The 13,756-nt window shown below is 61.1% G+C and carries 9 protein-coding genes; 4 read left to right on the top strand and 5 right to left on the bottom strand.

Features of this window, described 5'->3' with window-relative positions:
* The first annotated feature begins 35 nt into the window (after positions 1–35).
* Positions 36–2,018 carry a U32 family peptidase gene (locus B9Z47_RS17825; RefSeq protein ID WP_108332559.1) on the top strand — a complete coding sequence of 661 codons (1,983 nt, stop codon included), beginning with the start codon at positions 36–38 and terminating at the stop codon, positions 2,016–2,018.
* 119 nt (positions 2,019–2,137) lie between these two features.
* Positions 2,138–3,541 carry a sensor histidine kinase gene (locus B9Z47_RS17830; protein WP_108332560.1) on the top strand — a complete coding sequence of 468 codons (1,404 nt, stop codon included), beginning with the start codon at positions 2,138–2,140 and terminating at the stop codon, positions 3,539–3,541.
* A 36-nt stretch (positions 3,542–3,577) separates the two neighbouring features.
* On the opposite strand, the gene B9Z47_RS17835 is transcribed toward B9Z47_RS17830, so the two are convergent.
* The 5 genes from B9Z47_RS17835 to purL form a co-directional block, all read right to left on the bottom strand.
* Positions 3,578–4,534, bottom strand: coding sequence for a DUF808 domain-containing protein (locus tag B9Z47_RS17835; RefSeq protein ID WP_108332561.1), 957 nt, complete (start codon positions 4,532–4,534; stop codon positions 3,578–3,580).
* Between the two features lie 42 nt (positions 4,535–4,576).
* Positions 4,577–5,056, bottom strand: a complete 480-nt coding sequence (locus tag B9Z47_RS17840) for a type II toxin-antitoxin system VapC family toxin (RefSeq protein WP_108332562.1) — start codon at positions 5,054–5,056, stop codon at positions 4,577–4,579.
* 5 nt (positions 5,057–5,061) lie between these two features.
* Positions 5,062–5,307: a CopG family transcriptional regulator gene (locus B9Z47_RS17845; protein WP_108332563.1), complete on the bottom strand. Its 246-nt coding sequence runs from the start codon at positions 5,305–5,307 to the stop codon at positions 5,062–5,064.
* A gap of 62 nt (positions 5,308–5,369) precedes the next feature.
* The gene (locus B9Z47_RS17850) at positions 5,370–8,780 is read right to left on the bottom strand and encodes a DEAD/DEAH box helicase (RefSeq protein ID WP_108332564.1); all 3,411 of its coding nucleotides are present in this window, start codon (positions 8,778–8,780) and stop codon (positions 5,370–5,372) included.
* A gap of 39 nt (positions 8,781–8,819) precedes the next feature.
* Positions 8,820–12,950 carry a phosphoribosylformylglycinamidine synthase gene (gene purL, locus B9Z47_RS17855; RefSeq protein WP_108332565.1) on the bottom strand — a complete coding sequence of 1,377 codons (4,131 nt, stop codon included), beginning with the start codon at positions 12,948–12,950 and terminating at the stop codon, positions 8,820–8,822.
* A gap of 217 nt (positions 12,951–13,167) precedes the next feature.
* Here purL and B9Z47_RS17860 point away from each other — a divergent pair, with 217 nt between their 5' ends.
* Positions 13,168–13,428 (top strand): CopG family ribbon-helix-helix protein, encoded by a 261-nt coding sequence (locus B9Z47_RS17860; protein ID WP_199226466.1) that lies wholly within the window; start codon positions 13,168–13,170, stop codon positions 13,426–13,428.
* Entirely contained in the window at positions 13,421–13,690 is a 270-nt protein-coding gene (locus B9Z47_RS19245; RefSeq protein ID WP_108332566.1) for a type II toxin-antitoxin system RelE/ParE family toxin, read from the top strand. The genes B9Z47_RS17860 and B9Z47_RS19245 overlap by 8 nt, the downstream gene beginning before the upstream one ends.
* Positions 13,691–13,756 lie beyond the last annotated feature (66 nt).

Consider the following 13,756-nt stretch of genomic DNA (forward strand, 5'->3'; position numbering starts at 1 on the left):
TGCCTAAAGGACACAAGCTGGGATAATCCCTACCCATGTTGCCCCACCACCTCGAACTCCTCGCCCCCGCCCGCACCTTCGACATCGGCATCGAAGCCATCCACCACGGTGCCGATGCGGTCTACATTGGCGGCCCGTCCTTCGGGGCACGGTCCACGGCCGACAACAGCATCCAGGACATTGCCAAACTGGTGCAGCACGCCCACCGCTTTCACAGCCGCATCTTTGTCACGCTCAACACCATCTTGCGCGACGACGAACTTGAAGGGGCCCGCAAGCTCGCATGGCAGCTGTACGACGCCGGCGTGGACGCGCTGATCGTGCAAGACATGGGACTGCTCGAGATTGATCTGCCGCCGATCCAGCTGCACGCCAGCACCCAGACCGACATCCGCACACCCGAAAAAGCCAAGTTTCTGCAAGACGCAGGGCTGAGCCAGATCGTGCTGGCCCGTGAACTGACCTTGCCGCAGATCGCCGCCATCCGGGATGTGATCGACACCGATCGCACGGTGATCGAATTTTTTGTGCACGGCGCTTTGTGCGTGGCCTACAGCGGCCAGTGCTTCATCAGCCACGCCCACACCGGGCGCAGCGCCAACCGGGGCGATTGCTCGCAGGCCTGCCGCCTGCCCTATGAGGTCAAAGACGCACAAGGCCGCATCGTGGCGCACGACAAGCATGTGCTGAGCATGAAAGACAACAACCAGAGTGAGAACCTGCGCGCCCTGGTGGACGCGGGCATCCGCAGCTTCAAGATCGAAGGCCGCTACAAGGACATGGCCTATGTGAAAAACATCACGGCCCATTACCGCAAGCTGTTTGACGAAGTGCTGGCCGAGCGCCCCGAGCTGGCCCCCGCCTCGCACGGCCGCACCACCTTCAGCTTTGAACCCGACCCGAACCAGAACTTCAACCGCGAGTTCACCGACTACTTCGTGCAAGGCCGCAAGGAAGACATCGGCGCGTTTGACACGCCCAAAAACCCCGGCCAGCCCATTGGTTGGGTGAGCAAGGTGACGGCCGAACACGTCGAGATCACCACCGACGACCCGGCCACGGAGCTGCACAACGGTGACGGCATGTGCTACTACGACCTGCAAAAGGAACTGGTGGGCCTGCAGATCAACCGCGCCGAAGCGCAAAAAGCCAAAGGGGTTTGGCGCTTGTTCCCCAAAGACCCGATGGACGGGTTCAAGGACCTGCGCAAAGGCGTGCAGGTCAACCGCAACCGCGACATGAGCTGGGTGCGCACACTGGACAAAAAGTCTGCTGAGCGCCGCATGGGCGTGTGGATGCAGCTGGCCGAAAGCACAAGTGGCACAGGTGACGGCCTGCAACTGACGCTGACCGACGAAGCCGGGCACACCGGCGCAGCCCAATTGGCCATCAACTGGCAAGCCCCCAAAGACCCGGCCCAGGCCGAGGACAAACTCAAGGCCGCTTTGGGCAAGCTGGGTGACACCTTGTTCGAGCCGCTGGACGTTCAAACGACCCTGCCCCGCCCCTGGTTTGTGCCTCCGTCACAACTGAACGCGCTGCGCCGCGACGCGGTGCAGGCACTCGAAGCCGCCCGCGCCCAAGGCCTGCACCGCCTGCCGCGTGCCGTGCCCGTGGAGCCGCCTGCGCCCTACCCCGAAGACACCCTGACTTATTTGGCCAACGTGTTCAACCAAAAAGCCCGCGACTTTTACGCCAAACACGGCGTGAAGGTGATCGCCGCCGCCTACGAAGCACAAGAAGAGTTGGGCGAAGTCAGCCTGATGATCACCAAGCACTGCGTGCGCTTCAGTTTGAGCCTGTGCCCCAAGCAGGCCAAAGGCGTGACCGGCGTGCAAGGCACAGTGAAAGCCGAACCCCTGCAGCTGATCAATGGCAAGGAAAAACTCACGCTGCGCTTTGACTGCAAACCCTGCGAAATGCATGTGGTGGGCAAGATCAAAAAGTCGGTGCTGAATGCGGTGCCCGAAAGCCCGGTGCAGTTTTACAAGACGCGGCCCGTGGTGGGCATGCATTGAGGCACAGGCCAGCTTGACAGAACCACGAAATACCGAAATTATGAAATTCGATATTTATGAAAGCAAATTAATATAATCATAGATTATGTGATTTTTCGAAGCAGGCAAGGCGACGATCTATGGCCTCTTACAACGTACAAAGCCTCTTCATCTTTTTTGCCATCTTTTCTCTTTTGGGGGGTGGCATTGCCAGCCTTTATTTCAAGCGGCTGGACACTTCGGCCAAGTATTGGACGGTGGCGACCATCTTGTGGGGCATCACGGGCATGGCCACCGTGTTTCGCAACGAGCTGCCGCCCTTGTGGTCTTACAGCATCCCGATTGGGGTGAACAGCGCCAGCTTCGTGCTGATGGGGCTGGGCCTTGTCCGGCTTTACAAGCCAGCTCCCCAATGGCCGAGTTTGGTGGTGTTGGGTGTTGCCACCTTGGCTTACACGGTGACGCTCGAGTTGTGTCGCGTCCATGCCGGCCCCAAAGTCACCCTGGTCTTGTCGGGCCTGGCCTTTGGCTTGTCGTCCATCTGGAGCGCTTATCCGGCACATGTGCATTTCAAGCTGACAGGCAACCGGTTTTCGATGCACATGCGCTGGGTCATGGCCGGGCTGGGCGTGTTGCACCTGGTGCGCATGCAAGGGGCGCTGACGGGTTGGGGTGTGCAGACTTTCGGGCAAGACGCCTGGACCCTAACCATCTGGTCGGCCATTTTTGTTTTTGGCATGTTGCGTTATTTCACCTACGTCGCCATGCGCATTCAGCAGCAAGACGACGAGCGCCTGCAAGTGGCTGCTGCTTTGGCCCGGGAAGAAGAAGCCCGACGTCTGGGCCAGCAGCTGGCGCGACTTGAACGCCAGCAAAGCCTGAGCGTCATGTCCGCATCGTTTGCACACGAGTTGAACCAGCCACTGACAGCGATCATGGGCTACTCAGAGCTGCTGCAACACCGCCAGCGCACCGGTCAGATGGCGGAAAAGTTCACCCTTGGCGTCTTGGACAACATCTTGGCCAACAGCCAGCGTGCCGCAGACATCATTCGCCGGATCCGCGTGTTCATTCAACCCGGCGATCTCAAAACCCAGCGCGTGGACATGCGCACGGTGGTGGACGAGGTTTGCGCCCTGGTGGCACCGCAAGCGCGACGCCTTGACATCCAAATACTCAAGGCGACCATGCCCCAGCCAGTTTGGGTGCTGGCAGACCCCGTGCAAATGTCCCAAGTTGTTTTCAACGTGTTGCGCAACGCCATGGAGTCTGTGACCTCTTGCCCGGTGCGTGAGATCCGCTTGACCTTGGGGCTGATCGATCAGGAAGTTCAACTGAGCGTGTGTGACACGGGCGCGGGCCTGTCGCAAGAGGCCGCCAGCCAGGCTGGGGATGCTTTTTACACCACCAAAATTTCGGGTTTGGGCATGGGTTTGTCCATCTCCAAAACCATCTTGGCCCAGTTCGGTGGGCGTTTGTCCCTGAGCAACACAAGCCCCGGCGCATGCGCCCTGATCGGCTTGCCTGTGGCCTTGGCCTGTTGAACACAACCCCGCCAAAACCGAAGGACCAATTCCGAATCAGCGCCGAATTTTGCGGACCCAGTGCATGCCGCCGACCAACACAGCACCCGCGACAAAGCCCACCCCGCCACCGGCCAGATTGCCCAACAAGGACGCCACCGTCGGCAAATCATGAGCCCAACGTTCGACCACTTGGCCCAACGCGGGCACGCCGTGCAGCAAGATGCCGCCGCCCACCAAAAACATGGCGGCGGTGCCCAGCACCGACAGCGCTTTCATGAGCCAAGGGGCAAACACCAGCAGGCCCCGGCCAAGCGCTTGCAAGGCGCTGCTGCTTTTTTGCGCAAGGTAGAGCCCGGCATCGTCCAGCTTGACGATGCCGCCCACCAGTCCATACACGCCCAGCGTCATGACGATGGAAATGCCCACCAGCACCGCCACCTGCTGCGCAAAACTGGCGCTGGCCACCGTGCCCAAGGTGATGACGATGATCTCGGCCGACAAAATAAAGTCGGTGCGCACAGCGCCCTTGATCTTGTCCTTTTCAAAAGCGACCAAATCCAGCTGGTCGTTGGCGACGGCTTGCACCAGTTCCGCGTGATGGGCGGCGTCTTCTGTGCGGCTGTGCAACCAGGCGTGCAACAGTTTTTCGGCACCCTCAAAACATAAAAACAGCCCGCCCAGCATGAGCAGAGGCGTGATGAGCCAGGGCGCAATGGCGCTGATGGCCAGCGCAGCGGGCACCAAAATCGCCTTGTTCACCAGCGAGCCCTTGGCCACAGCCCAGACCACGGGCAATTCGCGGTCGGCGTTGACACCCGTGACTTGTTGCGCGTTCAAGGCCAGGTCGTCACCCAGCACGCCAGCGGTTTTTTTGGCGGCCATTTGCGTCATGGCCGCCACATCGTCGGCGGCGGCCGCGCTTTGGCGGGCGGCCACTTGGGTCATGGTGGCCACGTCGTCGAGCAAGGTGGCGATGTCGTCGATCAGGGTCAACAGGCTGGAGGCGGCCATTCGGTGTCTTTCGGAAGTGGAAGGTGTTGCTGGGCGGTCCGCTCAGCGCAACAAGTTTTGAAGAACTTGTCCTTTGGCATCGCGGTAGACATCAAAGTCTTTGTCAATCGACACGATGCAGCGGATTTGCAGACGTTCGGCGGCTTCGGCGATGGATGCGTCGGCCAGGTCCAGCGGCAAGCTGGCAAAGCGCTGGCAGATGGCCAGCACGCTGGTCAGGCTCCAGTCGGCGGGGGCATCGAGCTGCACTGCGCCGCGCTGCACCCACTGCAAAAAGTCGAGCGCTGCGCCGTTGTGGATGCGCCGGGCCAGCAAGGCGCAGACTTCGGTCAGCACCGGCCAGGTGCTGTGCAGGCGCACTTGCGGATTGCCTTGCAGCCAGGCCAGTGTGGGCGCGTGCCATTTGTCGCTGCGGTTGAACAGGGCCAGCAGCGGGCCGCTGTCGATCAGCGCATCTTGTGGGGGCAGCTGAGACAACCAGCGTGCGCTGGGCTCTTGGGCCGAAGGGGTTTCTGCACTCATGCCCTTTACGCGTGTTTGTCGGCCCAAGCGTCGGCCAGTTGGTTTTTGCGGGTTTCGGCCAGGTCAACCGGGCCGGTGAATCGCCCAAAAACGCCCTCACCCAGTGCAAATGCCGATGCGGTCGGGGAGGGCTGGGCCAGGTAAGCGGTGAGCGCATCGCGCATGACTTCGCTGATGCTGCGGCCCTCTTGCGCGCAGCGCTGGCGCAGGGATTTTTCCAGCGGATCGGGCAGTTTGACGGTGGTGGTCATGCGAACCTCCTTGGGTAATAAGAATATTATTACCCAAGGGGTGATGCACGTCAAATCGGCCTTTAACCCAGCGGCTTGAGCAACTCGTTCAAATCGGATTCGCCAAACAGCGGCTCTTTGCGCTTGACGGCACCTTCGTACATGTCTTGCGCCAGCTGGGCTTTGCGCTCTTGCAGGGCCAGCATGCGTTCTTCGATGGTGCCCTGGGCGACCAGTTTGACGACCCACACGTTTTTGGTCTGGCCAATGCGGTGGGCGCGGTCGGTGGCCTGGTTTTCCACGGCCGGGTTCCACCACGGGTCGTAGTGGATCACGGTGTCGGCCTGCGGCAAGTTCAGGCCCACGCCACCGGCTTTCAGGCTGATCAGGAACAGGGGCACCTGGCCGCTGGTGAACTTGTCGATGATCGCGTCGCGGTTTTTGCTTTGGCCGGTGAGCTTGACCCAAGGGATGCCCAAATCGGGCAAAGCTTTTTCGATCAAGCCCAGCATTTCGGTGAACTGCGAGAACAGCAAGATCTTGCGGCCTTCGGCCACCATTTCGGGCAGCATGTCCAGCAACTGCTCCAGCTTGGCAGATTCGCGCACCTGGCTGGCGGCACTGAGCTTGAGCAGACGCGGGTCACAGCAGACCTGACGCAACTTCAGCAGCGCATCCAGGATGGTGATTTGCGACCTGGCCAGGCCTTGCGTGCTGAGCGCGTCGCGCACGGTTTTTTCCATGCCCAGCCGAATGGTTTCGTACAGGTCGGCTTGCTGACCCTGCAGCGGAACAGGCATCAGGGTTTCGATCTTGGGCGGCAGTTCGCTGGCCACCAGGTCTTTGGTCCGGCGCAACATGAATGGCGTGACCCGGGCACGCAATTGGGCGAGTTTTTCCACACTGCCCTGGCGTTCGATCGGGTTGCGAAACAGCTCCGTGAAGCGCCGTTGGCTGCCCAAAAAGCCGGGCATCAAAAAGTGAAACTGGCTCCAGAGTTCGCCCAGGTGGTTTTCAATCGGCGTGCCCGACAGGCACAGCCGGTGCACAGCCGGGATTTCGGAGACCACTTGGGCGGCGTTGGTGTTGGCGTTTTTGATGTTCTGGGCTTCATCGAGCACCAGCAGGTGCCAGGGCACCTCCAGCCACATCTCGCGGTCACGCGAAAGCAGCGAATAGGCGGTGATGACGATGTCAAAGCCGCTGAGTTCTTGCGCCGTTTCATGGCGCGACAGGCCGTGGTGGATGTGGGTTTTCAGGCCAGGGCAAAAGCGTGTCGCTTCGCGCTCCCAATTGCCCAACAGGCTGACCGGTGCCACGATGAGCGCCGGTTGCGTCAATCGCCCGGCTTGCTTTTCGGTCAGGATATGGGCCAAGGTTTGCAAAGTTTTGCCCAGCCCCATGTCGTCGGCCAAAATGCCCGCCAACCGGTGCTCGCGCAAGAACTGCAGCCAATTCAAGCCCTGCTGCTGGTAAGGACGCAGCGTCGCTTGCAGGCCCTCGGGCATGGGCACTTCAGTCAACGCGGCCTGACCGCGCATTTGTTGTACCAGTTGCAACAGGCTTTTCGCGCCTTGCCATACCGCGCCCTCACCCAGCGAAGCGGCTGTGCGCAACGCGTCCATGCGCGACAAGCGCAGCACGTCGCCGTCCCAGTCATGGCCGCGTTCGCCGTGCAGCTCCATGAGCATGGCCAGCCAAGGCTTGATTTTGGCGGTGGGCAGCTTCACATAACCGGGCCCATGCAGATCGGGCAGGTACAAATGGTCCGGCACGCGATCGGCGTGTTCGCCGTCCATGGCCGTCACCGACACGCCTGAACGGGCCAGGGCTTTGAGGATTTCGGGCACCCACGGCAGGATGTTCACCCGCTGGCCGTCGATGTCCATGCCCAGCGACAAATCGAACCAAGGCGAGGTGTCCTCGGCGCTGCCTTCGGCACCGTCGCCGTTCATGCGCACATGCACATCCTCGGCCAGACGCAACCAGTGGTTCAGACCCTCGGGTGGGCGCACCTCAAAGCCGGCTTCGCGCAACGGTGCAAAATCGGTTTCAAGCCATTCGAGCCACAAGGCCTGTCCTTCAACGCCCGGCATGCCCAGCAGGTTTTCGTCCCACATCAAAAAACCCAGGTCTTCAAGCTGCTCCCAAGCGACCAGCTCTTGTTCCAGATCGCGCACCAACAGACGCGACTGCGCGCCCTGACCCACCACCACGCGGCTTTGGTGTTCTGGCCAATAACCGGTGCAGTCGGCGTAACGAAATTTCACTTCGGCCTGAAACAGGCCTTGTTCGTCGCGCAAATGCGTGGGCACTTCCACGATCCGCAGCACGGGCACAGGCGTGACGTTGCGGATTTCGGGCATTTTTTCGATCACCGGCGGCAGCGGCAAGGGGCCCATGGCATCCATCAGCTGTTGCTGGAATTTCAGCGCCACTTTTTCCGGCAAGACGGGCGCCTGCGTCAACAGCAAGACTTGCTCGCTGCTCATGCCCTGCGTGTCCAGCAAACCACAAGTGCCATGCTGCAGGTCGACAAACAACGGCGGATCGTTCAAGCCGTGCAGCACGCCCGCCTGGGCCGTTTGCATGTGCAGTTTCCAGCCCTCGGGGCTGTGGCCTTGCGCGGGCACGGCCTGCCAGCTGCCGCTGAACACCACCGCTTGATCGGTCCATTGCAAAGGCTTCAGGGTTTTGCCCTCTTCCCACATCAGGCGTCGGGTTTGGCTGCACATGCGCAGCAGCAAATGCGCTGCCACGCCTTGCAGTTTCACGGCACTTTGAAAGCCATAAGAGCTGAAGCTGTTGGTGGGTGGACAGGCCTTCATCAGGTCAAAAATGCCAGCTTCGCCAGGCGCGCAACTGTGCCAGATCGGGTCACTTGGATAAGGCTGGTGGGTGACTTTTTTGGACTTGCCCCATTCACCGTTTTGCTTGAGCACCGCTTGCTTGATGGTCAGGTGAAACACCGGGCGATGCCCCACGGCCGCCGCAGACAGGCAGTACAAAAAATGCTCATGGGCCTTGCCCGGCACACTGAAACCGTTGGGCACATCGGCCGATTGCAAACGCAGCAGCCAGTCACGCACTTGGTACTCGGATTGCTGCAACGCCTTTTCCTGGCGCGCTGTGGTTTGCTGTTCGGTGTCGCCCGCCGCATCGTCGCTGACTTGCGGCTCGCGCATGGCCAGGCCTTGCATGGCCACCTGGATGCCCAGCGCTGCGCCGTGTTTGCACAGCCGCCCCACCGGACAGGTGCAATTGGAGCGCCAGCCTTGCAAATTGCCGCCCTCCGACACCCGCAGATGGGCGGTCACGCGATAGGGCTCAAACGAGGTTCCCTGCACCTGGGCGTCGAGTCGCCAGTCGTCACCATCGGGCGTCAACTGGGCCGAGAGGACCTCATTTTTCAAATACAGCGCAGTGCCTTTGGCCCAGGAATTGGAGTCAAAGTAAAACGCCAGCTGCGAAGGCGGAAACCATTGGTCAGACATCGGTCAGGGCACACACAAAAAACATCCTGCCGTCCACCATCAAGCTACCCACTTGCGGGCGTTTTGCCACACACGCAACCAGGGGCTGGTGGATGAAATGTCGCCCGACTTGGCCAGGTCTGTCCAGCTCATCTGCACATTGCGGAACACGCGCTCGGGGTGCGGCATCATGGCCGTGAAGCGCCCGTCAGCCGTGGTCACGGCTGTCAGGCCGCCCGCGCTGCCGTTGGGGTTGAACGGGTACTGCTCGGTCGCCTGGCCGTGGTTGTCCACAAAGCGCATCGCGCCAATGGCTTGGGCCGGGTTGCCCCTGTGCTTGAAGTTGGCAAAGCCTTCGCCATGGGCGACTGCGATCGGCAAGCGGCTGCCCGCCATGCCTTGCAAAAACAAGCTGGGCGATTCCAGCACCTCGACCATGGACAGGCGGGCTTCAAAACGCTCGCTTTGGTTGGTGGTGAAGCGCGGCCAAGCTTCGGCACCCGGGATGATGTCGGCCAGCTCGGCAAACATCTGGCAGCCGTTGCACACGCCCAGACCAAAGGTGTCTGTGCGGCCAAAGAAGCCTTTGAACTGTTCCGCCAAAGCCGGGTTGAAGGTGATGCTGCGTGCCCAGCCGATGCCCGCGCCCAGCGTGTCGCCGTAGCTGAAACCGCCACAAGCCACCAGACCTTGGAAGTCGGCCAAGTTGGCGCGGCCCGATTGCAGGTCGGTCATGTGCACATCGTGTGACTCAAAACCCGCTGTGTGGAAGGCATAGGCCATTTCCACATGCGAGTTGACGCCCTGCTCGCGCAGGATGGCCACTTTGGGGCGCGACAGGTTCAGGAACGGCGCGGCCACGTTGTCCGTCGGGTCAAAGCTCAGCGACACATGCATGCCGGGGTCGTCAACGCGGCCAGCAGCCGCGTGCTCGGCATCGGCGCAAGCGGGGTTGTCGCGCTGCTGGCAAATCTTCCAGCTCACGCTGTCCCAGACCTGGTGCAGGTCTTCGAGCTTGGCGGCAAAAACTTCTTTGGTGTCGCGCCAGATGCTGAGTTCGCCCACGCCTTTTTGGATGGTCGATTGCACGGGACGGGTCTTGCCGATCACATGCGTGTGTTTGGACAGGCCGTGTTCACGCAGGGTTTGAAGCACCGCGTTGCGGTCGGCCGTGCGCACCTGCAGCACCACGCCCAGCTCTTCGTTGAACAGGGCTTTGAGGGTGAGTTCGTCGCGGCGGGCGCTGACCTGCCCCGCCCAGTTCTTGGCGTCGCCATGATCGGCACGGCTGTCAGAAATGCCGTCGCCTTCGGTGACCAGCATGTCCACATTGAGCGCCACGCCCACATGGCCTGCAAAAGCCATTTCGGCGACTGCGGCGAGCAAGCCGCCGTCGCTGCGGTCGTGGTAGGCCAGGATCTGGCCTTGGGCGCGCAAGGCATTGATGGCCTTGACCAAATTCACCAGCGCTTGCGGTTCTTCCAGATCAGGGACGCTGTCGCCAAACTGGTCCAGCACTTGACCCAGCACGCTGCCGCCCATGCGGTTGCGGCCTTGACCCAGGTCGATCAGCAGCAAGCTGGTGTCGCCCTCTTGGGCATCAAGCTGCGGTGTCAACGTGCCGCGCACATCGCTCAGGCTGGCGAAGGCGGTGATGATCAGGCTGACGGGCGAGGTGACTTTGTGTGTCTGGCCATCGGCTTGCCACTGCGTGCGCATCGACAAGCTGTCTTTCCCCACAGGAATCGAAATATCGAGCGCAGGGCACAGCGCCATGCCCACGACCTTGACGGTCTCGTAAAGCGCGGCGTCTTCACCGGGCTCACCGCAAGCGGCCATCCAGTTGGCCGACATCTTGACGCGGGGCAGCTCGATGGGCGCGGCCAACAAATTGGTGATGGCTTCGGCAACGGCCATGCGGCCGGATGCGGCGGCGTTGAGCGAGGCCAGCGGCGTGCGCTCGCCCATGCTCATGGCTTCGCCAGCAAAGCCTTGGTAATCGGCCAGGGTCACGGCCACATCGGCCACAGGCACTTGCCAAGGGCCGACCATCTGGTCGCGGTGCGTGAGGCCACCCACAGCGCGGTCGCCAATGGTGATGAGGAAACGCTTAGACGCCACCGTGGGGTGGCTCAGCACGTCAATGACGGCCTTTTGCAGCGACACACCTGTGAGGTCCATCGCAGGCGACTGGCGCACCACGGTCTTCACATCGCGGTGCATCTTGGGCGGCTTGCCCAGCAGCACGTCCATGGGCATATCCACGGGGCGTTGGGCGTCGGGCGTTGAGCGTTCAGCGTTGGACCTTGAGCTTTGAGCGCCTTGGTCTTCTCGCTCAACACTGAACGCTGTACGCTGCACGCCATCTCCACGCTCAACACTGAACGCTGAACGCTGAACGCCGTCTTCCAGCACCAGTTGGCGCTCTTCTGTCGCCACACCGATCACCGCAAACGGGCAGCGCTCGCGCTCGCAAAAAGCCTGGAACTGCGCCAAAGACTCGGGCGCGATCGCCATCACATAGCGTTCTTGGCTTTCGTTGGACCAGATTTCTTTGGGCGACAGGCCGGATTCTTCGAGCTTGACGGCACGCAAATCAAAGCGTGCGCCACGACCCGCGTCGTTGGTCAGCTCGGGGAAGGCGTTGGACAAACCGCCCGCGCCCACGTCATGGATGGCCAGGATGGGGTTTTGGCTGCCTTGCGCCCAGCAGTGGTTGATGACCTCTTGCGCACGGCGTTCGATCTCGGGGTTGCCGCGCTGCACCGAGTCAAAGTCCAGATTCGCGGCGTTGGTGCCCGTGGCCATGGAGCTGGCGGCACTGCCGCCCATGCCGATGCGCATGCCGGGGCCGCCCAGCTGGATCAGCAAGCTGCCGGCAGGGAATTCGATTTTTTTGGTTTGCTCGGCGTCGATCTGGCCCAGACCGCCCGCGATCATGATGGGCTTGTGGTACCCACGCACCACGCCGTCCACGGTCTGCTCGTACTCGCGGAAATAGCCCAGCAAATTGGGACGCCCAAACTCGTTGTTGAAGGCCGCGCCGCCCAAGGGGCCTTCGGTCATGATTTGCAAAGGGCTGGCGATGTGTTCGGGCTTGCCGCCCGGCTGGTCGCTCAAACCGCCCCAGAGCTTGGACACGGTGAAGCCCGACAAACCCGCCTTGGGCTTGGAGCCGCGACCGGTTGCGCCTTCGTCGCGGATCTCGCCGCCTGCGCCCGTGGATGCGCCGGGGAATGGCGAAATCGCGGTCGGGTGGTTGTGGGTCTCGACCTTCATCAGCACATGGTGCAGCGCTTGTTCGCTCTGGTACGCCGCGCCCTGCCCGTCCTTGTCCTTTGACATTCGGGCCACAAAACGCTCAATGTGGTGGCCTTCCATCACCGAGGCGTTGTCCGAATACGCCACCACCGTGTGCTGGTGGCTGAGCTGCTCGGTGTTGCGGATCATGCCGAACAGGCTCTTGGGCTGGGCCACGCCGTCGATGGTGAACTCTGCGTTGAAAATCTTGTGGCGGCAGTGCTCGCTGTTGGCCTGCGCAAACATCATCAACTCCACATCGGTGGGGTTGCGCTTGAGACCCGTGAACGCGGTGACCAAATAATCAATTTCGTCTTCGGCCAGGGCCAGGCCCCAAGCCTTGTTGGCATCGACCAAAGCGGCGCGGCCGCCGCCGAGCACGTCCACATGGTCCATCGGCGCGGGGTCCAGGGCCGTGAACAAGGCCGCTGCTTCATCTCGGCTGGGCATGGCCGACTCGGTCATGCGGTCATGCAGCACGGCAGCGACCTGGCCCAGTTGCTCGGCGCTCAATTTGGCGGTGCCCAGCAAGCCCGATTTCAGGGTCAGGCGGTATTCGGTCAGCCGCTCCACTCGGCGCACCTCAAAACCGCAGTTGTGGGCGATGTCGGTGGCTTTGGACGCCCAGGGCGACACGGTGCCCAAACGGGGACTGACCACGATCACGGGACCATCCACCGGGCCTGCATAAGGCTCACCGTAAGTCAGCAGCGCCGACAGGGTTTTTTTTGGGGCATCGGCCAAAGGCGCAACCGTGGCCACCAGGTGCACAAAACGGGCTGAAATGCCCTGAATTTGCGGCGAAATGGCTGCCAGACGCGGCAAAAGCTGGGCAATGCGAAAGTCGCTGAGGGCGCTGGCGCCTTCGAAAGTCGTGATGTGCAGGGACACGGGGTGGCCTTGTAAAGAGACGGAAAACCGTAGCGCCGGGGCCGCTGACTGGGGCTTGTCGGCAAAGGCGGTATTTTAGCCGGGGGAAACCCTGATTGCCGGGCCTGTTGCACAGAACAGCGCATCCCTCGTGCAAGTTGAAACAAGCGGTCAAAGACTTGACCATGTCGGCACCATTCATACAATGCACCGTAATACACGCAACACAGAGTAAATCATGACATCACCCCTTTCGAAAGAAATGCCGACCCGAACCATCAATGTCAGGGTGCCAGCCCATGTTTATGCGCAACTGGAGGGCCTGGCCAAGGCCACCTCCCGAACGAAAAGTTTTGTGACTTTGGAGGCACTGACCAGTTACCTCAACGAGCAAAGCTGGCAAATCGGTGATATCGAAGCGGCGATTGCCGAAGCCGACCATGGCGATTTCGCCACATCAGAGCAAGTCAAAGCCGTGATGGCTAAATACAGTGCGTGAACTGATTTGGACCCACCGCGCCCTGAAACGGCTTGACGACATCGCTGATTTCATTGCGAGAGACAACCCAGTTCGCGCCCAGACCTTTGTCACGGAATTGCGCAACAAGCTCGAGGTTTTAAGAACTCAACCTTTGGGCCGATCTGGTCGTGTTTTTGGGACCAAAGAACTGGTTCTTCACCCCAACTACTTGGCGGTCTACAGGATCAAAGGTGATCAGGTACAGGTTCTGACCATCTTGCACACAGCGCAAAACAAATGAGATCGCGCAAGTCCCAGTGAGCCCAGGGTCAAAGCCAGGTGCTTGCAGACCTTGACTTGATCAAAA

Source organism: Limnohabitans sp. 2KL-1 (assembly GCF_003063435.1).
In the GTDB taxonomy this organism is placed as follows: domain Bacteria; phylum Pseudomonadota; class Gammaproteobacteria; order Burkholderiales; family Burkholderiaceae_C; genus Limnohabitans_A.

Bases quoted from the DNA above. Each gene is read 5' to 3' on its own strand.
- B9Z47_RS17825 (WP_108332559.1), top strand. From the start codon at position 36: ATGTTGCCCCACCACCTCGAACTCCTCGCCCCCGCCCGCACCTTCGAC.
- B9Z47_RS17830 (WP_108332560.1), top strand. From the start codon at position 2,138: ATGGCCTCTTACAACGTACAAAGCCTCTTCATCTTTTTTGCCATCTTT.
- B9Z47_RS17835 (WP_108332561.1), bottom strand. From the start codon at position 4,534: ATGGCCGCCTCCAGCCTGTTGACCCTGATCGACGACATCGCCACCTTG.
- B9Z47_RS17840 (WP_108332562.1), bottom strand. From the start codon at position 5,056: ATGAGTGCAGAAACCCCTTCGGCCCAAGAGCCCAGCGCACGCTGGTTG.
- B9Z47_RS17845 (WP_108332563.1), bottom strand. From the start codon at position 5,307: ATGACCACCACCGTCAAACTGCCCGATCCGCTGGAAAAATCCCTGCGC.
- B9Z47_RS17850 (WP_108332564.1), bottom strand. From the start codon at position 8,780: ATGTCTGACCAATGGTTTCCGCCTTCGCAGCTGGCGTTTTACTTTGAC.
- B9Z47_RS17860 (WP_199226466.1), top strand. From the start codon at position 13,168: ATGACATCACCCCTTTCGAAAGAAATGCCGACCCGAACCATCAATGTC.